Source organism: Streptosporangium album, assembly GCF_014203795.1.
Classification (GTDB): domain Bacteria; phylum Actinomycetota; class Actinomycetes; order Streptosporangiales; family Streptosporangiaceae; genus Streptosporangium; species Streptosporangium album.
Window position 1 is genome coordinate 664,668 of the sequence record NZ_JACHJU010000001.1, and the last position, 22,170, is coordinate 686,837.

Genomic DNA, 22,170 nt, shown 5'->3' on the forward strand with positions numbered 1-22,170 from the left:
CCTATTAACTTGCCTTTACTGATGGTTTGTCGCATATGGTCAACCGCATCACGGCGAGGAACCCCCTGTACCCCGCCGTCGAGATCGGCCGTCGCGCGCCCCCATCTCCCCTGCGCACGGCCCTTCTCCGTCCTGTCCCCGACATTGGATCGTGGTTCCCTTGGGCCTGCACTCCTCCCCCTCCCCTGACTCCTCCCCCTCGCAGAAATCGCCGGCCAACAGGCAGCGCCTGGCCACACTGGCCGCCGGTGTCATGGCGGTGACGGTGGTCTCGGCCACCATCTGGGCGATCTCCGCCGGCGGCGACGCCGCTCAGACGACCGCCTCCGCCGGTCTGGCCGCTGCCCGCTCCCCCGAGACCGGCCCTCCCGTCTCCCCCTCCCCCCAGGAGGCGACAGCCGGGAGCACGACGGCCACCGCCGACCAGTTCACCACGCCACCGCCCGCTCCGGCCGTCACTCCCACTGCGGCATCGGGCAAGGGCCGCACCTCACCGGCGAAGGACGCGTCAGGCGAGGCAGGAGCCGCCACATCGAAGAGCACGCCGAAGACCAAGAAGCCCCGCGCGCCCAAGGTCACCACCAGGCCGAAGGTTCATGTGATCTCCACTGGCTCCTGCGGCGCCTCGTTCTACAACGAGGGGCAGATGACGGCCAGCGGCGAGCGTTTCAACCCTCGGGCGATGACCGCCGCGCACAAGACCCTCCCCCTGGGAAGCAGGGTCCGGGTGACCAACCCCGCCACCGGCGAGTCGGTGACGGTCCGGATCAACGACCGCGGGCCCTATGTGGGCGGGCGCTGCCTCGACCTGTCCAGGGCCGCCTTCTCCGCCATCGGCAGCACCGGCGCCGGTGTCATGCGGGTCAGATACGAGGTCCTCGGCACCTGACCGTGCCCCTTCCGTCCGCGCGGCGAGACGCGGCACCGGACCACCTGAACAGGGCTACTTCACCAGGCGCAGCGTAAGCGGGTAACGGAAACCTCCCTCGCCCAAGGCCGCCAGGCCACCGACCACGGACAGGATCACGCCTCCGATCCAGAGCACGGGCATCAGCACGACGCCCACGAAGGTGATCGCCAGCAGCACGGTGGCCCCAAGCAGGGTCAGCTGGAAGTTGAGCGCCTCCACCGCGTGCTTGCGGATGTAGGGCGAGGTCTTGCCCCCGGCGAGCAGCATGATCAGCGGACCGATCGCCAGCAGGCCGGTCAGCGGCAGCAGGTGCGCCGCCGCCGCGCCCAGGCGTTCTCCTGCCGTATCCGCCCGCATGTGGTGATGATGACCCGGCGCCCCCCAGCCCGTCACGGGCGGATAGGCCGCGGGGGCGACCGGGCGCGAGCCGTACAGCTCGTGCATGATCGGCATGAGGTCGCCATGGACGCGCGCCGTCATCGCGCGTTCCAGCCGGTCGTCGAACTCGAGCTTGTCGAACCGTCCCTCCGCATAGGCGGCCTTGACATGCTCGACCACCTGCTCGCGATCCTGGTTGCTCACCCTGAGGTCAACATGGTTAGGCCGGGCGCCGGGTGCCGGCATGCTCCCGCGCCACGGGCTTCCCGATGGTCTCACTGTGCCTGCCATGAACCGATGTCCCCTTCGTCGCCGCTCTGTCTTCCATGTTTGTCGACGACTTTCGTCCGGTCCATCCGGATGAACCCTTGGATGTCCCTTAGAGTCCACCCTGGCTGTCCACCATGAAACCTCCGGGAGATGTATATAAAGAGTCATGAGATGGCGGGATCGCTATGGGTTGAGACGTCTTCGCGGGCCGAAGATCGCCAAGTTCGACCGTGAGGCAACCGACGCTGATGTCGAGGCGCTCATCGCCTTCGCGAAGTCCCGTCGTGGTGTGGAGTTCTACGTCGAACCGGAGACCTTCGCGACCGACACCACCGCGATGGCCGTCGCCGATGACGGCGAGTGGACCAGGCGCAGGGTCGGTTCACCCGCGGTGATCCGCAAGGTGGCCCGTGACCTGTCCCTTCCCGTCTACGACGTGCAGCTGACCGGTTACCCACCCCGGGTGCGGGCCTATAACGAACGCCGCAGACGCGCCGAGGGCTGACCGCTCACCCAGCTGGAGCCTCCGGCTCCTCCAATAAGGCGATCATGGGGAACAGCCACCCCGTCCGGGGGCTGCCCATTTCCTGGTCCAGCTCCTCGGGGCTGGGCATCCTCTCTCTCAGCACGTGTGGCGGGAGCAGATGGTGGAGTGCGTGCATGAGCAGGTTCGCCATCGAGTATCCCGGGTCGACCTCGCATGCGCGGATGACGGCGATGCCGGCCAGCGCGGAGTCACCGTCACACCAGGCGGCCACGCCGAGAAGGGCCGCGGCCGGAGGCACGAATCTCGGCTCCAGCCGCCGGGTGAGATCCTGCCAGAGCCTGCGGTGGACGTCGCGGGTGTCCTCGGTGGCGAGGGCCCACGCCTCGTCACGGATCCGGATCACCGCCAGGTCCAGCCCCAGCCTGGCCACCTGCTCGTCGTCGAGCCGCTCACCGTGAGCGTATGCGGCGATCGCCGCGCGGACCCGGGCCACCCCGTCGGCGACGAACTCCGCGGCGAACCCTTCCAGGTCCGCGCATCCGGCGAGCCTGCCCCGCAGCTCCTCCGTGACGCGGGCCGTTGCCTGGCGCATGGCCAGCCGGGCGGTCCCGCCGACGGGGTCGAGCGAGCGCTGCAGGGTCTCCCGGTCGGGCAGGGCGACCAGCCCGTGCACGGTGGCCTCGGCGGCGATCACGTTGGCCTCCTGCTCGTATGGCGTGCCGTCGGCTGGGCAGCAGTCGGCCCGGGAACAGATGTAGGACCAGTAGCGGCCGTTCTCCACCCGGAGCGCGTCGACGATGGTGATGTCACCCCGGCGTAGCAGCGTGAGAGCCGCGTCCACGGCAGGGGTGACCAGCGGACCCGGACCGTAGCCGATGACGATGACCTGGCCGATCCGCTCTTTGCGGAGCAACGTGATGATCTGGCCGAGCCCCGGGGAGGGCAGTGGCAGGTCCCATCGGACGGTCAGGTGGAGCCGCCCCCGGGGCGGCCTTCCCTTCAGCCCGATCACGATCAGGCTGTCGGCGGGATGGAATCCCACGAGGTAGGGCACGGCGCCGAGGACGTCCTCGGTGGAGCCGAGGAGCAGGCGAGGTTGCGGGGTGGACAGGACGGGCAGAGCCGGGATGTCGGTTGTCATGGCCGAGAGCCTCGCCGGATTTCGATCAGGCCATCGCGCCGAACCTCGCTCTGTGGACGCCCGAGCCTCCCGACGGCGTCCCTGTGGAAAGCCGTCCTCTCTGTCGGCGTCTCCCTGTCAGGCGGTGGGCAGACCTTGGACGTACGGGGCCGTTCCTGGCCGCCCCTGCCGTGAAGGACGGGGTATGTGCCCTTCGAAAATACCGGTCAGGCGGAGACCAGGCGAGTTCTGACCATGATCGTCCCGCCTGCGACGGCGGCGGGCATCGCGACCACCGCGCCCAGCGGGACGAGGAAGACCAGGAAGAGAAGCCCGCCGAAGCCGAGGGCCGCGGCCTTGTTCCCCCGGAGGACGGCGAAACGGTTCTTGCGCGCCATACCCCGGCGCTCCATGGCCAGCGTGGTGAGCTCGACCGTGAGGAAGAAGCCCGAGACCAGGGCGCCCAGCACCGGCACCACCGTCTGCCCGATCACCGGCACGAAGCCGAGGAAGAACAGCGGGATGGTGAACAGCAGCACGTATCCGAGAGTGATCAGGCTGTCCCTGACGGATCTGGGGATCGACTTCCAGAGAGGGACCTCGTGTCCGCCCGGCACCTCGCCGTAGCTCTCCTCGACCTTCTCCGAGAGCTTTTCGTAGAAGGGGTCACCGACGATCAGGGTCACCGCGGTGAAGGTCACCACGGACAGCACCAGCCCGATGCCGACGATCAGCAGTCCGACCAGGGTCCGGAGGGTGTTCCGTGCCGCCTGGCCCCATCCGTCCGCGAATGGTGTCGCCCACTCGGCGAGACCTCCCGCGTTGGTGCCGAGGAAGTAGAGGGCGACCGCGTAGAGCACGGACACGATCAGGGCGGGGATCAGCCCGAACAGCCACCACCGGGGGGTGCGCGCGACCCAGCGCAGTCCCTGGAAGAAGAACGTTATGCCGTCCACGAAGGAGCGGAAATGACCCATGCCCGGAAGATTAGCGGGATCACCGGATCATCGCGCACGGTGCCGGAGGCCGCCGCTCGGTGCTCCGCCGTACCGGGAGGGGGAGGCCCGTCCGCGGGACGGCGGCGGGGTGGTCAGCTGTTCCGCCAGAGAGTCGGCACGGAGACGCCGAGGGCGGCGAAGAGACGGCGCAGGAGGGGAAGGGAGATGCCCAGGACGTTGCCGTGGTCGCCTTCGATGCCGTCGACGAACCAACCGCCCGCTCCGTCCAGGGTGAAGGCGCCCGCGACGTGGAGGGGCTCACCGGTGGCGACATAGGCGGCGATCTCCGCGTCGGTGGGAGAGCCGAAACGCACGACCGTGGCGCCCACCTCCGCCACCTCCCGTCCGCCGGCGACGTCGATCACGCAGTGGCCGGTGAGCAGGCGGCCCTCACGGCCGCGCATGCTCTCCCAGCGCGAGACGGCCTCCTCGACCGAGGAGGGCTTGCCGTAGGCCTGACCGTCGAGCTCCAGCACCGAGTCGCAGCCGATGACCAGGCCGTCGGTCAGGTCACGCGCCACCACCGCGGCTTTGGCGCGGGCCAGCGCGAGGCAGAGCTCGCTTGGGCCGGCCGCGATGACGGCCTCCTCGTCCACGCCGCTGACGACCACCTTGGGGTCGAGTCCGGCGCTGCGGAGCAGAGCGAGGCGGGCGGGCGAGGCGGAGGCGAGAATGATCTGGGTCACGTCCATCGAGCCTAGGCCCTGTCGGCGAGTGCGGAACCCCCTTGACGGCGGCAAGGACCACGCCCGCTGGGTGCCGCCAGGCGGATGAGGCGGTTCCGGCCCGGGGAGGAGCTACCTCAACCGGACCGAGGCGACCGCGGTGTTGATGTCACGCCAGTATGCGCGCTGGGCGTCGGGGATCGTCACGAAGACCATGGCAGGTCTGGCGGCACCGGGGACCTCCGTCACGACGACGGCGGCCATGGAGAAGCGCGCCTTGGCCTTGATCTTGTATTTCACCCGGTAGGCGAGCAGCCATCCGTCCTCGACCGGTTGGGAGGCGGTCCACGCGATCGTGCTGCCCTTGGGATGGTGGTTGAGCGTCCAGCGGGCGGCCAGCAGCGCGGTCTCCTCCGGAGTGTCCTGCACCTTGATGGGCACGGGGCAGCTCACGAACATCGCCCGGGTGACCCCGCCCTTCACCTTCGGCAGCACCTGCTTGGTGGAGAACGGCGGGGCACCGTAGGTCTTCCACGGTCTGGCGAGCCGGGCCAGCGAGACACCCGATTTGGCGTCCTGCAGCCGGAGTTTGGCCTTGTGCTCCTTGCCGGGCAGCCGCGCCAGCCGCTTGCCGCGTGGCATTCCGGGAACGCGCGGGTCCGACAGGGCCGCGACCACGGCCGCGCTCCGCCCCGGCGCACGGGCCGCGCTCACGGTCGGCGAGGGCGACGGGGAGAGAGACGGGGACGCCGACCCCGAGGGGGAAGGCCCCGGGGAACCGACACCGGGCGAGGGTGTCGCGGCAGATGGCGCGGCGATCGGCCCCGACGCCTCCTCGCCCGGTTGATCTGAGGAGCCGGAATACATGAGCCCGGCAACGGCCGCGACGGCGGCCACGACCACCGCGGTGACCACGGCCAGAATCCGGTAGATCACGCGCATCGGCAGGTCGCCGATGCGCGACCTCTTGACCGGTGATCCCGACAGGTTGAGCGACGGCTTCGGCGGGCCTTCGGCGACCACCTTCGGCAACTCGGACGTGTCCGCCTCGGCGGTCACGTACGTCGGCACAGAACCCGTCCCCCGGGTCCCCGGAGTCCCACCCAACCCATCGAGCACGATCGGGAGCGTACGACAAATCCGGTTTTCCCGTGCGCGATCCCCATCACACTTCGAGAACGAGTGCCTTCCCCCATGGGGCGGAACTCCTGCCTGCGATGACACCGCCGCGCTCCGGCCGTGTCCTCCGGGATCCGCCCCGGAGAACACGGCCGGGCAGCCTCTCCGAGACCCGCTCACCCCCCGCCGGGGAAGTGATCGCCGGCACCGTCACTATGACCTGAGCGGCCCGTGGCCCGCGGTCCGGAAACCGCCGTGCCGCAGCCACGGCGCGTCCGCGACGACCGTGCACGATCCGGGCTCGATCTCGGTGAACCCCGCGTCGCGGACCACCGGCAGACCCGAGCCGACCAGCGCGGCCCATCCGGCGGGACCGGCGGTCCGTACGGCGGCCGCCCGCCCCCGGTCACGCCACGCCTGCCGGGCCTGCTCGTCACTCCCCCACCAGGCGAGCTGGGCCGCGTGCCCGGCCTGCGCCATGGCCTTGCCCGCCGACATCGCAAGCTCCGGATTGATCCAGAGCACCACCTCTCCCGGTGGCCCCGGCGGGGTCGAGTCGGCCAGGTCCGTGCCGGATACCTGGAGCCTGGACAGGTCCCTGGGCCAGTCGTCGAGCGGCACCGGCGGGTGGACCCGGACCTCGGCGGTGCCGGAGGCGACCGTGATGCCGGGCAGGTCGAGCACCCGGCGCCACTCGGCGCCGCGCGCCCGCCGGACGACCTTCCTGATCCCGATGCTCTCCCAGGACCGGACCGGCTCGGCCCATTCGCCGTCACCGAGGGTCCGGGGGTCGTCGAGCAGCGTCAGCACCGCGAGCGCGGCCGCCTCCAGGGCGTCGGTGCGCTCCGGTGGGGCCGCCCGCTCGATCCTGACCACCATGGGGAGCACCTTCTGTCCGGTCATGCAGCACCTGCCCGCCGAGTGTCCCCGGACCCGCCGACCGGCTCGATTCGCTCGTTCACGTCTTCAAGGATGCCCTCTTCGCGATGGCGACCGACATGAGGGCGGCGATCAGGCAGAGGAATCCTGCGACGTACCAGGCGAGGTCGTAGGCGCCGAAGTGGTCACGGGTGAGACCCGCCCCCACCGCGGCGACGGCCGCGCCGATCTGGTGGGAGGCGAAGACCCAGCCGAACACCACCGCGCCCTCGGCGCCGTAGATCTGCCGGCACAGAGCCACGGTGGGGGGAACGGTGGCCACCCAGTCGAGCCCGTAGAAGATGATGAAGACGAGCATGCTGGGCTCGGTGGTCGCTCCGAACAGGCTGGGCAGGAGCATCAGCGACAGCCCGCGCAGCCCGTAGTAGGCGCCGAGCAGGATCCGCGAGTCGACCTTGTCGCTCAGCCAGCCGGACGCGATGGTCCCGACGACGTCGAAGATCCCGACCAGTGCGAGGAGCCCCGCGGCGGTCGGTTCGGCCATTCCGTGGTCGTGGGCCGCGGGGATGAAGTGGGTGCCGACCAGACCGTTGGTGCTCATACCGCAGATCGCGAATCCGCCCACGAGCAACCAGAAGGGACGGGTCCGTGCGGCGCTCCACAGCACGGTGAGCGCGTGCGCGGCGGCCCCACCGGCCCGGATGGGCGGGAGAGTCGTGGCCGCGTCCGGATCGGCGCCCAGGGCGGTGGTGCCCACCTCCTCCGGGCGGTCGCGCAACAGGAACCAGACGAGGGGGACCACGGCGAGCGCGGCGGCGGTGACCGTGACGGCCGCCGAGCGCCACCCCTGGGCGACGGCCAGGTGGGCGAGGACGGGCAGGAAGACGAGCTGCCCGGTGGCGCCGCCCGCGGTGAGGACTCCGGTGACGAGACCACGGTGGCGGACGAACCAGCGCTCGGTGAGCGTGGCGGCGAAGACCAGGGCCATCGACCCGGTCCCGAGACCGACCAGCACGCCCCAGCACAGGAGGAGCTGCCAGGGCGCGTTCATCAGGATGGTGAGCCCGCTGCCCGCCGCGACGAGCAGCAGCGCGCAGGAGACCACCCGGCGCATGCCGAAGCGGTTCATGAGGGCGGCGGCGAACGGAGCGGTCAGGCCGTAAAGCATGAGGTTGACCGAGACCGCCAGCGAGATCGTGCCGCGGGACCAGCCGAACTCCTCCTGGAGCGGGGTGATCAGCACGCCAGGCGTGGCCCGGAACCCCGCCGCGCCCAGGATGGCCACGAACGCGACTCCCGCCACGATCCAGGCGCGGTGCAGCCCACGCGTACGCGTCTGAAGAGTCGTTGTCATGACGCCAATCATGGAGTCCGGCCTTACGGGCTCACGAGTGGCCCGGATGCCAATATTCGCAAATATCGGGCCATGTGGTGATCATGCTGATCTGCGGGCCGGCATGCGCGGGAGAGCCCCCTCCACGCACTCCTCAGCCACGCCGGGTGGGCGGACGGCCGGATCGGCCCGAGTGGCCATGGGCGGAACACCGTTGGACACAAAAGCTCCGCACGCGAGATGCTTTGGCAATCCGATATAGGGCGGAAGTCGTTTTACGGAAAAGGAATTCCTGGACAGCACTCTCCGGCAGACTCCGCGACATGGCCGGCGCCGCCTCCGGGGGCTCGCCGACCCGAAGGCCTCCGGAGAGGCGGGAGGGTCCACCGATCAACTACCCTCAGCGATCATGCTTGTGAACTTCGGTGAGTTTCCCGTCAGTGTTACCAGTATGTTTCGACCATGACGGGGTTTTTGATCACCCCTTACGACTACTCTCCGCGATCTCACATACTGGGACTATTCGGTCAAACGTTACGTTTTTCCTGATCCTCACCAGTTGAGGAGTTTCGCGCTTTGCGCCCGACTTTGTTACAGCTTGGGACGCCGCTGGTCTCAGGTCTGCAACACCCCAGTCCTCCCACTTGTCCGAGAGAGAGTCGCGGTGCTCAGCTTTGTTCGACAATGCTGGCCACTGATCTCAGACCGGACAATTAAAGGAGTACCGCCGTGTTCCATGCGCGGACATCTGGCAAGTTTCTAGCGGTGGTGGCGGGAGGTGTACTCCTGCTGAGCGCCTGCGGGGGCAACGACTCGGCGAGCAAGCCCGCAGCATCGGGCTCCGCTTCGGCCCCTGCCACGGCGAAGACCATCAGCTACGCGTTCGACCAGGAGTTCAGCTCCTACAACGGCAACACCAGCGCGGAGAACGCGGCCCGCAACAACCAGCCCCTGCAGCGCGTCCTGACCGGTTTCTGGTACTACGGCGGCGACGGCGCGGTGACGCCCGACACGGCCTTCGGCACCTACGACAAGGTCTCCGACAAGCCGCTGACCGTCAAGTACACGATCAACCCCGCGGCCGTCTGGTCGGACGGCACGCCGATCGACTGTGACGACCTGGCGCTGTCCTGGGCGGCGAACTCCGGAAAGATCAAGGGCTTCTCCACCGCCGGCACCACGGGTTGGGAGCTCACCGACGCCCCCAACTGTGAAAAGGGCGGCAAGGAGATCACCCACGTCTACTCCGAGCCCTTCGCCGACTGGCGCGGCGGCCTCTACTCCCAGGGCCAGATCATGCCCGCCCACGTGGTGGAGAAGAAGGGCAACATCTCGGAGGAGGAGCTCATCGCCGCCGTCAAGGCGGGCGACGCCAAGAAGCTCGCCGAGGCGGCCAAGTTCTACAACGACGGCTGGATCATGAAGGGCACGCTCCTCAGCGAGGACCTGATCCCCTCCGCCGGCCCGTACAAGCTTTCCAAGATCGACGCCGGGCAGTCGCTGACCCTGGTCGCCAACGACAAGTACTGGGGCACCAAGCCGACGGTCCAGACGGTCGTCGAGCGCTACATCGCGCTGGACCAGCAGGCTCAGGCGCTGCAGAACGGCGAAGTCAACATCGCCGCCCCGCAGCCCGGCCCTGACGTCCTCAACCAGCTGAACGCCCTGGAAGCCGTCACGGTCAAGTCCGGTCCGCAGTACTTCTTCGACCACCTGGACTTCAACTTCGACTCCAGCCCGTTCAAGGACAAGAACCTGCGCGAGGCGTTCGCCAAGTGCGTGCCGCGGCAGCTGATCGTCGACAACCTGATCAAGCCGCTGAACCCCGAGGCGAAGATCCTCGAGGCCCGTATCACCTCCAGCGTGCAGGCCAGCTACCCCGACATCGTCGCCGGCCTGGGCGGCGAGGAGAAGAAGTACGACACGGTCGACATCGAGGGCGCCAAGGCCCTGCTGGAGAAGGCCGGCAAGACCGGACTCGAGGTCAAGATCGGCTACAACACCCCGAACCCGCGCCGCACCTCGGTCGCCCAGCTCATCAGCGACTCCTGCAACAAGGCCGGCTTCAAGGTCAAGGACAACGGCGCCGAGGACTTCTTCGGCACCGGCCTGGCCAACAACACCTACGACGTCGCCCTCTTCGGCTGGACCGGTTCCGCCCTGATCAGCGGCTCCACCTCGACCTACACCACGGCCTCGAAGTGCGACAGCGAGCACAAGGGCAACAACAACGGCTGCTACTCGAACAAGAAGGTCGACGAGCTGCTGAAGAAGGCCAACAGCACGGTCGTCGAGGCCGACCAGACCCCCCTGCTGGCCGAGGCCGAGAAGATCATGTGGCAGGACCTGGCCACCATCCCGCTCTACGAGAACCCGAACCTGACCGCGTGGTCCGAGGGCGTCGAGAACGTCGTCCCGAACCCGACTCAGGCGGGCATCGGCTGGAACATGGACAAGTGGACCATCAGCTAGCCTCATCGCCCCAGATCGCCGGCCGTTTCAGCGGTTGACGAACACCGTCCACACCAGGGTCGGGACCGGAAGGCCACAAGCTACCGGTCCCGACCCTGAGCCACGCAGTCCCTCTTCCAAGAACGGGAGGTGACGAAGTGATCGTCTTCATCGCGCGGAGACTGGTCATCTCGTTCTTCGTCCTCCTGGCGGCGACCTTCATCATTTACGTCCTTACCGCGTTCGCGGGCGACCCACTTGAAGACCTCCGCCAGGATGCCAGCCCACAGAAAGCAACCAAGATCGCTGACCGCGTCGAGCGGATGCAGCTGGACCTCCCTGTCCTCCTGCGCTACGTGGGATGGCTCGGCAGAATCGTCCGCGGCGACCTCGGTGTGAACCGCGACGGACAGGACGTCGCCACCATGCTGGGCGACGCGCTGTCCTCCACCATGCAGCTCGTGCTCGCCGCCACCGTCCTGGCGATCACGGTCGGCATCGTGATCGGCATCGTCTCCGCGCTCCGTCAGTACAGCGGCTTCGACTACACCGTCACCTTCGCCGCCTTCGTCTGCTTCTCCCTGCCGCTCTTCTGGGTGGCGGTCATGCTCAAGCAGTATGTCGCCATCGAGTTCAACAACTGGTTGAAGGATCCGAGCATCCCTCCCGTGGTGATCGGACTTCTGGCGCTCATCGGCGGTCTGGCGTTCGGCGCACTCACCGTGGGCGAGCGGAAGCGCCGGCTCGTCGGCTTCGCCGTGGGATTCGCGGTCAGCGGCGTGCTGTTCACCGTCTTGTCGGTGACCCGCTGGTTCGCCGACCCCGGCCTGGGCACCCCGCTCATCCTGGCCTTCGGTCTCGCCGCAGCGGTCGGCTTCACCGCCCTGGCCGCCGGGCTGCAGTATCGCGGCCCGCTGTACGCGGCGCTTGGCGCGGCCCTGATCGGCGCGCTGAGCTCTCAGGTGCTCGGCTCCGCGATCGCCGACCCGACCTGGCTGGAGATCGGCGGCCTGCTCCTGCTGACGATCGCGGTCTGCGTCGGCCTCGGCTACGCCTTCGGCGGTCTGCAGCGCCAGCAGGCGATCACCGCCACCGTGCTGACCGGCGTGTTCACCGGCGGCATGGTCTTCCTGGACCGGATGCTCCAGGCCTTCGCCCCCTACGCCACCACCGTGCGCGGCCGTCCCATCTCGACGATCGGTGCCCGCACCCCCAACTACAACGGCGACTTCTGGCAGCTCAACCTCGACAGCGCCGGCCACCTGCTGCTGCCGACCATGGCGCTCATCCTGGTCTCGCTGGCCACCTACACGCGATACAGCCGGGCGAGCATGCTGGAGGTCATGAACCAGGACTACGTGCGCACCGCCCGGGCCAAGGGACTGCCCGAGCGCACGGTCGTGGTCAAGCACGCCTTCCGCAACGGCCTCATTCCGATCACCACCCTGATGGCCTTCGACCTCGCCGGAGTGATCGGCGGCGCGGTGGTCACCGAGAACGTCTTCGGCTGGCGGGGCATGGGCTTCATGTTCACCAAGGGACTCCAAGAGGTGGACCCGGCGCCGGTCATGGCGTTCTTCATCGTCACCGGGACCACGATCGTCGTCTTCAACATGATCGCGGACATCCTCTACGCCTACCTCGACCCGCGCATCCGGCTGTCGTGAAAGCATCGGAGATCCACTCATGACACTCAGCGCACAAGCGCCATCGCCGGACAGCGCCGCACAGGGCATAACGATCGTCGCCCGCACCCAGGCCCAGATGGTCCGGCGCCGGTTCTTCCGGCACCGGGCCGCACTGGCCGGCATGATCGTATTCGGCGCTGTCCTCGTGCTGTCGTTCACCTCCATCGGCTTCGCCGGCATACCCGGCTGGTGGGACCAGAGCTACCTGACCACCGGCGCGCTGGTGAACCAGGGCAAGCCGACGCTCAGCGTGATCCCCGAGTTCCTCGGCGGGTCGGGGTTCCATTTCGGGGCCCACCCCTTCGGTCAGGACGACATCGGCATCGACTACTTCGCCAAGACCATGCGCGGCGCCCAGCAGTCGATCATCGTCGCCTTCCTGGTGGGCATCGTGGCGACCACGGTCGGCGCCGTCGTCGGCGCGCTGGCCGGCTACTACCGCGGCCGCGCCGAGGCCATCCTGATGCGCCTCACCGATGTGATGATCACCATTCCGGTCCTGGTCATCGCTGCCGTCGTCGGCCGCCGGTTCGGCGACAGCGGCGTCGTGCTCCTCGGCATCGTCCTCGGCCTGGTGATCTGGCCGAGCATGGCCCGCCTGCTGCGCGGCGAGTTCCTCTCCCTGCGGGAGAAGGAGTTCGTGGAGGCGGCCCGCGCGGTCGGCACCTCCGCGAGCCGGATCATCTTCCGGCACATCCTGCCGAACACCGTCGGCGTGATCATCGTCAGCGCGACGCTCGCCATCGCGAACGCGGTGCTGCTGGAGTCGGCGCTGTCCTTCCTCGGCCTGGGCGTGCAGGCTCCCGACACCTCTCTCGGCCAGCTGGTCAACGAGTACCGCACCGCCTTCAGCACCCGTCCATGGCTGTTCTGGTGGCCGGGCATCTTCATCATCGCCATCGCACTGTCGATCAACTTCATCGGCGACGGCCTGCGTGACGCCTTCGACCCCCGACAGACCCGGGTGCGTGCCTAATGACGACTCCCAACGTGCCGATCGAGCCCCGTAAAGGCGACGTGCACGGCTACGACATCGCCCCCAACCTGCTCGACGCCTCCGGGGAGGTGCACGTCGGCCTGACCTTGGACGCCGTGCGGCCTCCGTCGGAGGAGGAGATCCTCAGGGTCGACAACCTGACCGTGGAGTTCCCGACCGAGGACGGCGTCGTCCGCGCGGTCCGGGGCGTCTCCTACAGCCTGCGCGAGCGCGAGGTGCTCGGCATCGTCGGCGAGTCCGGCTCCGGCAAGTCGGTCTCCTCCCTGGCCGTCATGGGCCTGCTGCCCAAGGGCGCCCGGATCAAGGGACAGATCCTCTTCCGCGGCGAGGACATGCTGAAGATGTCACCCCGCAAACAGCGGGGCCTGCGCGGCCGCAAGATCGCGATGGTCTTCCAGGACCCGATGACCGCGCTCAACCCGGTGCACACGATCGGCGACCAGCTCGCCGAGGCGGTGCTCGCCCACGAGCTGATGCCGCGCAAGATCGCGCTCGCCCGGGCCAAGGAGATGCTCGACCTGGTCGGCATCCCACAGGCCGAGGCACGGCTGCGCAGCTACCCGCACGAGTTCTCCGGTGGCATGCGCCAGCGCGCGATGATCGCCATGGCGGTCATCAACAACCCGGACGTGATCATCGCCGACGAGCCGACCACGGCCCTCGACGTGACCGTCCAGGCGCAGATCCTGGAGAAGCTCCTGGAGGTCAAGGACGCGGTCAACGCGGCCATCGTGCTGATCACGCACGACCTGGGCGTCATCGCGGGCATGGCCCACCGGGTGCTGGTCATGTATGCCGGCCGCCCGGTCGAGATCGGTGAGACCGATCCGGTGTTCGAGGAGCCCCGCATGCCGTACACGGCGGGCCTGCTCGGTTCGATCCCCTCCCTGGAGAACTCCGGCAGCCGGCTCCGTCCGATCAAGGGCACTCCCCCGTCACTGATCAACCTGCCGGCCGGCTGTCCCTTCTCGCCGCGCTGCCCGCTGGCCGACGACACGTGCAGGACCGTCGAGCCGGAGCTGGCCGAGACCGACAGCGGCGGGCACTTCGCGGCCTGCCATCACTGGGACCGGCTGGCCGCGGTCGAGGACCCGACCGTGTTCTTCCGCACCGAGAGCGAGACCCTGGCATGAGCGTGACGACCGAGGAGACGCCCGCTCCGCAGCGGGAACCGGACAGCGGCGACCACCTGCTCGAGGTCAACGACCTGGTGATGAACTTCCCTGTCCGGGGCAGCGGTTTCCTGCGCCGGGTGGTGGCCCAGGTCCAGGCCGTCAGCGGGGTGTCCATGCACGTGGACGAGGGCGAGACCCTCGGTGTGGTGGGCGAGTCCGGCTGCGGCAAGTCGACGACAGGCCGGGCGATCCTGCAGCTGCACAAGCCCACCTCGGGCTCGGTACGGTTCCAGGGCAGGGAACTCACCACGATGTCGGCCAAGCAGCTGCAGCCCGTACGGCGCGACATGCAGATCGTCTTCCAGGACCCCTACGCGTCGCTCAACCCGAAGATGCCGGTCAACGACATCATCGCCGAGCCGCTGAAGGTCCACGACCGCTGGAAGGACAACGGCGCGGAGCGGGTGGCCGAGCTGCTGCGGCTGGTCGGCCTGAGCCCCGAGCACGGCAACCGCTACCCGCACGAGTTCTCCGGCGGCCAGCGCCAGCGTGTCGGCATCGCCAGGGCACTGGCGCTGGAGCCGAAGCTGCTGGTGCTCGACGAGCCGGTGTCCGCGCTGGACGTGTCGGTCCAGGCGGGCGTGGTGAACCTGCTGGAGGACCTGCAGGAGTCGATGGGGCTGGCCTACATCTTCATCGCGCACGACCTGTCGGTGGTCCGCCACATCTCCGACCGGGTCGCGGTGATGTATCTGGGCAAGGTCATCGAGACCGGCCCCCGGGACGACCTCTACGACCGCCCCGCGCACCCCTACACCCAGGCGCTCCTGTCGGCCGCCCCCACGGCCAACCCGAAGGAGGAGCGCGCCAGGGAGCGCGTCATCCTCACCGGCGACGTGCCGAGCCCCCTGGACCCGCCGAGCGGCTGCCGCTTCCGCACCCGCTGCTGGAAGGCCCAGGACATCTGCGCGGTCGAGGAGCCCCCGCTGATCGATCGAGGCAACGGCCACCCGGTGGCCTGCCACTTCGCCGAGGTCACCGCAGGCTGACCGGACGGTCGGAGGATGCGAGCCGTACGGGGTCCCCCGTACGGCTCGCGGCGTTTCCGGGTCGGCCGGACGCTCCGGCCCGGACGGCGGGCGCCGGCCCGCCGGCCACATCCTGGCCGGGGATCCACGGACGCCGGAGTCGAACCTGACGTCAGGTGACAGGTATGGGCGTGAGGATGGGACCAGAACCCGGATTCCAAGGAGAACACCCATGCCCCGCGCCACCGGCACCTTCGGCATCGACAGCTGGGACGCCCAGCCCTACGACGAGGCCGAGGGGGCCGCGCTCTCGCGTGTCCACATCACCAAGACCTTCGACGGTGATCTGCTGGGCACCAGCACCACCGACATCATCACCGCGATGGCCCAGGTCGAGGGCTCGGCGGCCTACGCCGGCTTCGAGCGCTTCACCGGCACCGTCCACGGGCGCAAGGGCACCTTGGTGCTCCACCACACCGCCACCAGCCATGCCGGGGAATCATCCCTGAGCTGGACGATCCTGCCCGACTCGGGAACCGGCGAGCTTCTCGGCATCCGGGGCGGAGGCCAGATCGTCAACGACGACGGCGCCCACTCCTTCCACCTCGACTACGAGCTCGGGTGACCGGCGCACCTGCCGGAAACGGGGTGTCGGTAAGGCTGCTGTCACCAGGTACACGCGTTGACGTTTTGCGCACGTAAGCGCAGCTATTTGAAGGCCCCTCCAGCTATCGAGGCCCGGGCTTGTGGCCATGGTCAGCGCTTGCGGCGAGCGGCGGGGTCACGGCTGGCGACGTGGTCGGCGACGGCGTCGACGCCGGGTCGTGCGTAGCGTTCCAGGGAGCGGACGGAGGCGTGCCGGGAGCGGGCGAGCAGGGTGGGCGTGTTGGTGCCGTCTTCGGCTCCGTGGGTGAGGGCGGAGCGGCGGAGCTGGTGCAGCGTCCAGCCGCCGCGTAGTTCGAGTTCGGCTTCGTCGACGATCCCGGGATGCGCCAGCGGCCGGGTGAGGGCCTCGAACAGCTCGGCGGCACGCCGGTGGGACAGCCGTCCGCGTCCGGTGACCTTGCACACGTCCGTAGTCGGCGTGCGGGCGGGAGCCTTGCGGTCGGTGAGGAAGACCGGCCCGTGAGCGCGGCCCTTGAGGAGACGGGGCAGGAGTTGGGCGGTGCCGGAGTTGGGCGGTGCCGGACTGCCAGTGCACCCGGTCGGTCGCGCCGCCTTTGGAGATGACCCTGCCGCGTTTGTCGACCAGGAGTAGGTCGGCGATGTCGAGGGTGAGGATCTCCTGCGCTCGGGCACACGTCTCATACAGCATCTTCCAGAGGGTCTTCTCTCGGACGCCAACCTTGAGGTCGAACAGGGCGGCGAGCTGATCGCGGGGGCGTTGGCTCCGCGGCGGTCTTTGCCGCGTGGTGGCTGCTGTCCGCAGGCGAGCCAGGCCCATGTCGTCAACGAGATGCGGTGGATCCGCTTCGATGACTCACCGATCCCGGCTGAGCGCAGATAGGTCTCGACCGCGTCGCGATACGTGTCGGGGCGATCTTGGTCGAGGGGGATCACGTCGGCGGTTCTGGCGCTCATGGTCGGGCTCTCCGCTCTGCCGCAGTAAATGCGGCATTTACTGCGGCAGTCATTCTGTGAGGCAGGGGAAAGATCTGCCCCCGGCGTAGAGGGCTGCGGTCGGGCCGAAGAGCGATGGACCGCTTCGGGTGCCGGGCGATGCCGATACAGCGACCCTTATGATCCTTTAACATCTAGGAATCTATAGTGCTAGCAGGCTAGATAAATGGAGGAACCGGTGATCCAGTTCCATCTGGACGGCAGGTCGGGTGTTTCGCCGTACCTGCAGCTGGTCCAGCAGGTCCGGCACGCGCTGCGGCTCGGTCTGCTGCGTGAGGGTGACCAGCTTCCGACCGTCAAGGAGGTGGTGGCGCAATTGGCGATCAACCCCAACACGGTGCTCAAGGCCTACCGGGAACTCGAGCACGAGGGCTTGGCGGCCGCCCGGCCGGGGGTCGGGACGTTCGTGACGAAGACGCTGACCGACGCCTCCTTGGCCGCGCACGGCCCGTTGCGTCAAGACCTGCGGCGCTGGCTGGCCAAGGCCCGCCTGGCCGGCCTCGACGAGGAAAGCATCGAGGCCCTGTTCATGACCACCTTTCGGACCGCCTCTCAGGAGGACATAGCGTGACCGTTGTTCTGCAGGCCCAGGGACTGGGCAAGAAGTACGGCAAGCGATGGGCGCTGAGGGACTGCACCATCGACATACCGGCAGGGCATGTCGTCGGGCTGGTCGGCCCCAACGGGGCCGGCAAGACGACGCTGCTGAAGCTGGCCGGCGGCCAGCTGGAACCGACGTCGGGCACCATCACCATGCTCGGCGGCCACCCTGCCGGCAGCCCGGCGCAGCTGGCCAAGGTCGGCTTCGTCGCCCAGGACACCCCCGTCTACGCCGGGCTCAGCATCGCCGAGCACCTGCGGCTGGGAGCACGGCTCAACCCCGGCTGGGACGCGGTGATGGCGCGGGAACGGATCGGGCGGCTCGGTTTCGATCCCGCCTACCGGGCGGGCAAGCTGTCCGGCGGCCAGCGCGCCCAGCTCGCCCTTACCCTGGGCCTGGCCAAACGGCCCGAACTGCTGATCCTGGACGAGCCGGTCGCCGCGCTCGACCCGCTGGCCCGCCGCGAGTTCCTGCAGGGCCTGATGGAGGCGGTCGTCGAGCACCAGTTCAGCGTGCTGCTCTCCTCCCACCTGGTCTCCGACCTGGAACGGGTCTGCGACTTCCTGGTCGTGCTCGTCGACTCGCGCGTGCAGGTGGCGGGCGAGGTCGACAAGCTGCTGGCCACCCATCACCGGCTCACCGGCCCGCGTCACGACCCCGATCGGCTCCCCGCCGGCCAGCACGTCATCTCCGCCAGCCACACCGACCGGCAGAGCACGTTCATCATCCGCACCGAGGCCCCGATCCACGACCCCGCCTGGACGGTCACCCAGCTCAGCCTGGAGGACCTCGTCCTGGCCTACATGGACCAGCGCACCGCCGAGAACCGGCGGGTCGCCCTGGAGGTGCAGCGATGATCTGGCTGACCTGGCGCCAGTTCCGCGGCTCGGCCGCGATGACGGCCGCTCTGCTCGTCATCCTCGCCGTCGCCCTGGCCCTGACCGGCCCGGGCCTGGCCGCCCGCTACTCCACCGGGATCGCCGGCTGCACCCAGGACAACACCTGCGACCGTTTCTTCAACCTGTTCTTCGACCAATACCAGATCCCCTTCGTGGCCGCCACCCTCGTCGTGCTGCTCCTGCCTGCCCTCGTCGGGCTCTTCTGGGGAGCACCGTTGATCACCCGTGAGCTGGAGGCGGGCACGCATCTGCTGGTGTGGAACCAGAGCATCACCCGCGGCCGCTGGCTGGCGGTCAAGCTCGGGCTCACCGGCCTGGTCGCCATGGCCGCCGCCTGCCTGTGCGGCCTCGCGGTGACCTGGTGGTCCGGACCCCTGGACAAGTCAGCCCCGGAGAACCTCGCCCTGATGGCTCCCCTGGTGTTCGGCGCGCGAGGCATCGCCCCGATAGGATATGCGGCCTTCGCCTTCGTCTTCGTCCTGGGCGTGACCATGGGCATGCTCGTCCGCCGCACGCTGCCCGCCATGGCCCTCACCCTGGCCGTCTTCGCCGCGATCCAGCTCGCCATGCCGCTGCTGGTCCGGCCCCACCTGATCGCTCCGGTGACCGCGACCTTCGAGCTCAGCAAGGCTGAACGTGGAGCACATCGGCATCCAACAGACCGGAGGCGGACCCGCGGACATTCTCCTGAGGTCGGCCGTTCCCGGAAACTCGGGCGCCTGGATCCTGTCCAGCAGCCTGGTCGATCCGTCCGGACGCACGATCGCCGGCAGCGACGAGGCAGCCGCCATCCAGGTCTCCACCACGTCGGGCCCCTGCTCCCCGCAGGGAGCGGGAGCAGGTGGCATGGGCACGTGCATGGCCGAGATCAACCGGCTCGGCTACCGGCAGAAGGCGACCTACCAGCCCCTCGACCGCTTCTGGCCCTTCCAGTGGATCGAGACCGGGATCTACGCCCTCCTCACCCTCGGCCTCACGTGGTTCTCCTTCTGGTGGACCCGGAGGCGTCTGTCATGACCGTCGTCAGGACCGTGGCAGCCGGGCTCGCCCTCCTCCTGGCGGCGGCCTGCACGGCGCCGACGCCGCCGCGAAGCGAGTCGAACGCAGCAGGATCGTCGGCATGCTCGCGGCCCCAGGGGGCCCCGGGGCGGAGACGGCCACCACGATCGACGTCATCGAGCAGGCGTACTCCTGCATCCTCGGCAACTACTACAGCGGCGCCACGCTGGACGCCCGCTCGCTGCCGACCGCCGGATTCGTCGCCTTGACCCAGGAGCTCAGCCGCGACGGGCGCGACGTACCCGAGGCGACCATGCCGGCGCTGACCGGTGACCGGAAAGCCGACTGGGCCGCGTTCGAGACCGTCTACCGGAAGGTCACCGATCAGGTGCCGGACCTGCGTGACAAGCTGGCCGTCGTCACCCTTGAGGCCATCGTGGCCGGCCTGGGCGACAACCACGCCCACTGGGTGCACGACGTCAAGCGGCCACCCGACTACTACGACGGTGACGGCTACGGCCTGGGTCTCCAGGCGAACGTCAACGGCCCACAGGTGGACGGCAACCCCGGCGTCGCCCTCCCCCCGCTGTTCGTCACCACCGTGCAGGGCGGCGCGGCGCAGGCCGCCGGAGTGCGCGCGGGCGACATCATCGAATCGATCAACGGATCGGCGCCCTTCATCGACGGGAAGGCCACCCCCGCGATCGCCGCCCTCTACCCGCAGTACCCGCGAGCCCGCCCGGTCCGGCTGCGGCTCCTGCGGCAGAGCACCGGCCGCCGCTGGAGCGTGACGCTCAAGCCCGGCCTCTTCCAGCAGGATCTGGCCGCCCTGCAAGTAGTGCGGTCGAAGCTGCTGGAAGACGACATCGCCTACGTACGGCTGGCCGGGTTCGCTCCCGACTCCGCGGACAGGGTGCTCAAGGCGATCTCCAGGCTGCGCACCGGCCGGACCCTCGCCGGCGTCGTGCTGGACCTGCGCGGCAACGGCGGCGGCAGCCCCGTGGAGGCGACCCGGCTGCTGAGCGCGTTCGCCCACGGCAAGGTCACCGCCTACCAGTGCACCGTGGACGGCAAGTGCGAGACGTCGCGGACCGACGACACCGTCGAGCTGGTCGACCTGCCGCTGGTGGCGCTCACCGACCGCGGCTGCGCCTCGGCGTGCGAGCACTTCAGCTCCGCGGTCAAGGACCTGCGGATCGGCCGGCTGGTCGGCACCAGAACCGCCGGGGTCATCTCCGGCCCGGCGCAGCCGTACCTGCTGAGCAACAACACCATCCTGACCTTCCCCGCCAGGCACCACCTGGGGCCCGACCGCGAGGTGATCGACCGGATCGGCGTGCCGCCCGATCACTACGTGCCCCTGACGCCGGAGGACGCGGCCGCCGTGCGCGACCCGGCCCTGGCCAAGGCCCTGACCTTGCTGCACAAATGAGGATGGACCTCTCGATGAGACAGATCCTGGCAGCCGCCGCGGGACTGGTGGTCCTCGCCGCGTCCGCCTGCTCCGCACCCGCGCCGCCCCGGTCTGCTCCCAACGCGTCGGCCACGCCGACCGGCCCTGCCACCCTGCCCGCTCCCACCGGCGCCCATCCGGTCGGCACCACCGCCCTGTATCCGAAGGACACCTCCCGCCCCGATCCCTGGAACCTCGACGTCGAAGCCAGGGAGCTCAAGGTCACCCTGTGGTACCCGACCAAGCAGCGGGACGGGCAGCGGGCACCGTACATGACGCCGAAGGAATCGGAGCTCACCCTGAAGGGCTTGAGGATCACGGGCGTGCCGTACGAAACGCTGAGCAAGACGCGAACGAACGCCGTCAAAGACGCCGAACCCGCGGGACGGAAGCTTCCGCTGGTGGTGCTGTCCTCCGGCTTCACCAAGCCGATCAGCACACTCACGTCCCTGGCCGAGGAGCTGGCCAGCCGAGGGTACGTCGTGGCCGGGATCGACCACACCTACGAGAGCTACGCCACGACCTTCCCCGACGGGCGGGTCGCGGAGTGCCTCGCGTGCGACGGCGACACCGACCCTGGCTTCGGCACGGGGGTGGTCCGGGGCCGGGCGGCCGACGTCTCCTTCGTGCTCGACCAGCTGACCTCGAAGTGGGACGGTTCTGACCTGATCGACCGCTCCAGAATCGCGATGGCAGGCCAGTCGATCGGCGGGGCCGGCACCATGGCGGCCATGCTGAAGGACTCCCGGGTGCGCGCCGGAATCGACATGGACGGCACCACCTACGCCCGGATCCCCAAGAGTGGGTTCTCCCGGCCGTTCATGCTCATGGGGTCGCCGCAGCACATCCCCGGCGGCCGCGACAGTTCGTGGGACCGCGACTGGAAGCTGCTGACCGGATGGAAGCGCTGGCTCGTGCTGTCGGGTGCGGAACACCAGTCCTTCACCGACGGCCCGCTGATGGCGGGCGCCCTCGGCGTCACGCCCCCCATCGGCGCTCTGCCCGCGGCGCGCTCCGCCGAGCTCACCCGCACGTACGTCACGGCCTTTCTCGACCAGCACCTACGGGCCAGGCGCCAGCCCCTGCTGGACAAACCGTCGCCACGCTACCCCGAGGTCAAGCTCTGCACCCCGGACAGAAAGACCTGCGAGTAACAGATC

21 protein-coding genes are annotated in these 22,170 nt (G+C 69.0%); 13 read left to right on the top strand and 8 right to left on the bottom strand.

Annotation, left to right across the window (positions count from 1 at the left end; translation table 11 throughout):
• The first annotated feature begins 151 nt into the window (after nucleotides 1–151).
• A complete protein-coding gene (locus tag FHR32_RS45715) occupies nucleotides 152–889 on the top strand; it encodes a septal ring lytic transglycosylase RlpA family protein (protein ID WP_312881922.1) in 738 nt (245 codons plus the stop codon).
• Between the two features lie 54 nt (nucleotides 890–943).
• Here FHR32_RS45715 and FHR32_RS03035 read toward each other — a convergent pair whose 3' ends face one another.
• Nucleotides 944–1,492 (bottom strand): DUF1707 and DUF4870 domain-containing protein, encoded by a 549-nt coding sequence (locus FHR32_RS03035; RefSeq protein ID WP_312881923.1) that lies wholly within the window; start codon nucleotides 1,490–1,492, stop codon nucleotides 944–946.
• 232 nt (nucleotides 1,493–1,724) lie between these two features.
• Here FHR32_RS03035 and FHR32_RS03040 point away from each other — a divergent pair, with 232 nt between their 5' ends.
• Complete coding sequence (locus tag FHR32_RS03040; protein WP_184752780.1) at nucleotides 1,725–2,063, top strand: hypothetical protein; 339 nt, start codon at nucleotides 1,725–1,727, stop codon at nucleotides 2,061–2,063.
• A 4-nt stretch (nucleotides 2,064–2,067) separates the two neighbouring features.
• Here the strand turns inward: FHR32_RS03040 and FHR32_RS03045 are convergent, their stop codons facing one another.
• The 6 genes from FHR32_RS03045 to FHR32_RS03070 form a co-directional block, all read right to left on the bottom strand.
• On the bottom strand, nucleotides 2,068–3,186 hold the full coding sequence (locus FHR32_RS03045) for a DUF4192 domain-containing protein (protein WP_184752782.1): 1,119 nt from the start codon (nucleotides 3,184–3,186) through the stop codon (nucleotides 2,068–2,070).
• Nucleotides 3,187–3,392: 206 nt separating this feature from the next.
• Nucleotides 3,393–4,142 carry an EI24 domain-containing protein gene (locus FHR32_RS03050; protein WP_184752784.1) on the bottom strand — a complete coding sequence of 250 codons (750 nt, stop codon included), beginning with the start codon at nucleotides 4,140–4,142 and terminating at the stop codon, nucleotides 3,393–3,395.
• A gap of 113 nt (nucleotides 4,143–4,255) precedes the next feature.
• Nucleotides 4,256–4,849 (bottom strand): Maf family protein, encoded by a 594-nt coding sequence (locus FHR32_RS03055; RefSeq protein WP_312881924.1) that lies wholly within the window; start codon nucleotides 4,847–4,849, stop codon nucleotides 4,256–4,258.
• 111 nt (nucleotides 4,850–4,960) lie between these two features.
• Nucleotides 4,961–5,899 (bottom strand): hypothetical protein, encoded by a 939-nt coding sequence (locus FHR32_RS03060; protein WP_184752788.1) that lies wholly within the window; start codon nucleotides 5,897–5,899, stop codon nucleotides 4,961–4,963.
• 261 nt (nucleotides 5,900–6,160) lie between these two features.
• Nucleotides 6,161–6,850 (bottom strand): aminoacyl-tRNA hydrolase, encoded by a 690-nt coding sequence (locus FHR32_RS03065; RefSeq protein WP_184752790.1) that lies wholly within the window; start codon nucleotides 6,848–6,850, stop codon nucleotides 6,161–6,163.
• A gap of 55 nt (nucleotides 6,851–6,905) precedes the next feature.
• Nucleotides 6,906–8,180, bottom strand: a complete 1,275-nt coding sequence (locus FHR32_RS03070) for an MFS transporter (protein WP_246465929.1) — start codon at nucleotides 8,178–8,180, stop codon at nucleotides 6,906–6,908.
• A gap of 744 nt (nucleotides 8,181–8,924) precedes the next feature.
• Here FHR32_RS03070 and FHR32_RS03075 point away from each other — a divergent pair.
• The 6 genes from FHR32_RS03075 to FHR32_RS03100 all read left to right on the top strand — a co-directional run bounded on the left by FHR32_RS03075 (nucleotide 8,925) and on the right by FHR32_RS03100 (nucleotide 16,063).
• Entirely contained in the window at nucleotides 8,925–10,631 is a 1,707-nt protein-coding gene (locus FHR32_RS03075; protein WP_312881928.1) for an ABC transporter family substrate-binding protein, read from the top strand.
• Between the two features lie 137 nt (nucleotides 10,632–10,768).
• On the top strand, nucleotides 10,769–12,277 hold the full coding sequence (locus FHR32_RS03080; RefSeq protein ID WP_184752796.1) for an ABC transporter permease: 1,509 nt from the start codon (nucleotides 10,769–10,771) through the stop codon (nucleotides 12,275–12,277).
• A 19-nt stretch (nucleotides 12,278–12,296) separates the two neighbouring features.
• Entirely contained in the window at nucleotides 12,297–13,274 is a 978-nt protein-coding gene (locus FHR32_RS03085; RefSeq protein ID WP_184752797.1) for an ABC transporter permease, read from the top strand.
• Complete coding sequence (locus FHR32_RS46550; protein WP_184752799.1) at nucleotides 13,274–14,428, top strand: ABC transporter ATP-binding protein; 1,155 nt, start codon at nucleotides 13,274–13,276, stop codon at nucleotides 14,426–14,428. Before FHR32_RS03085 ends, FHR32_RS46550 begins: the two co-directional genes overlap by 1 nt.
• Nucleotides 14,425–15,459 (top strand): ABC transporter ATP-binding protein, encoded by a 1,035-nt coding sequence (locus FHR32_RS46555; RefSeq protein WP_184752801.1) that lies wholly within the window; start codon nucleotides 14,425–14,427, stop codon nucleotides 15,457–15,459. Before FHR32_RS46550 ends, FHR32_RS46555 begins: the two co-directional genes overlap by 4 nt.
• A gap of 211 nt (nucleotides 15,460–15,670) precedes the next feature.
• A complete protein-coding gene (locus FHR32_RS03100) occupies nucleotides 15,671–16,063 on the top strand; it encodes a DUF3224 domain-containing protein (protein WP_184752803.1) in 393 nt (130 codons plus the stop codon).
• 131 nt (nucleotides 16,064–16,194) lie between these two features.
• On the opposite strand, the gene FHR32_RS42785 is transcribed toward FHR32_RS03100, so the two are convergent.
• The gene (locus FHR32_RS42785) at nucleotides 16,195–16,509 is read right to left on the bottom strand and encodes a site-specific integrase (protein ID WP_221465234.1); all 315 of its coding nucleotides are present in this window, start codon (nucleotides 16,507–16,509) and stop codon (nucleotides 16,195–16,197) included.
• A gap of 727 nt (nucleotides 16,510–17,236) precedes the next feature.
• Here FHR32_RS42785 and FHR32_RS03110 point away from each other — a divergent pair.
• Genes FHR32_RS03110 through FHR32_RS03130 form a run of 5 tightly spaced genes read left to right on the top strand, consistent with a single transcriptional unit; the run spans nucleotide 17,237 to nucleotide 22,164 of the window.
• Nucleotides 17,237–17,629, top strand: coding sequence for a GntR family transcriptional regulator (locus tag FHR32_RS03110; RefSeq protein ID WP_312881933.1), 393 nt, complete (start codon nucleotides 17,237–17,239; stop codon nucleotides 17,627–17,629).
• Entirely contained in the window at nucleotides 17,626–18,516 is an 891-nt protein-coding gene (locus tag FHR32_RS03115) for an ABC transporter ATP-binding protein (protein ID WP_184752807.1), read from the top strand. The genes FHR32_RS03110 and FHR32_RS03115 overlap by 4 nt, the downstream gene beginning before the upstream one ends.
• The gene (locus FHR32_RS03120) at nucleotides 18,513–19,826 is read left to right on the top strand and encodes an ABC-2 membrane transporter-related protein (protein ID WP_246465931.1); all 1,314 of its coding nucleotides are present in this window, start codon (nucleotides 18,513–18,515) and stop codon (nucleotides 19,824–19,826) included. Before FHR32_RS03115 ends, FHR32_RS03120 begins: the two co-directional genes overlap by 4 nt.
• A gap of 44 nt (nucleotides 19,827–19,870) precedes the next feature.
• Nucleotides 19,871–20,989 carry a S41 family peptidase gene (locus FHR32_RS03125; RefSeq protein WP_246466452.1) on the top strand — a complete coding sequence of 373 codons (1,119 nt, stop codon included), beginning with the start codon at nucleotides 19,871–19,873 and terminating at the stop codon, nucleotides 20,987–20,989.
• A gap of 14 nt (nucleotides 20,990–21,003) precedes the next feature.
• Nucleotides 21,004–22,164 (top strand): alpha/beta hydrolase family protein, encoded by a 1,161-nt coding sequence (locus FHR32_RS03130; protein ID WP_184752809.1) that lies wholly within the window; start codon nucleotides 21,004–21,006, stop codon nucleotides 22,162–22,164.
• The last annotated feature ends 6 nt before the right edge of the window (nucleotides 22,165–22,170 follow it).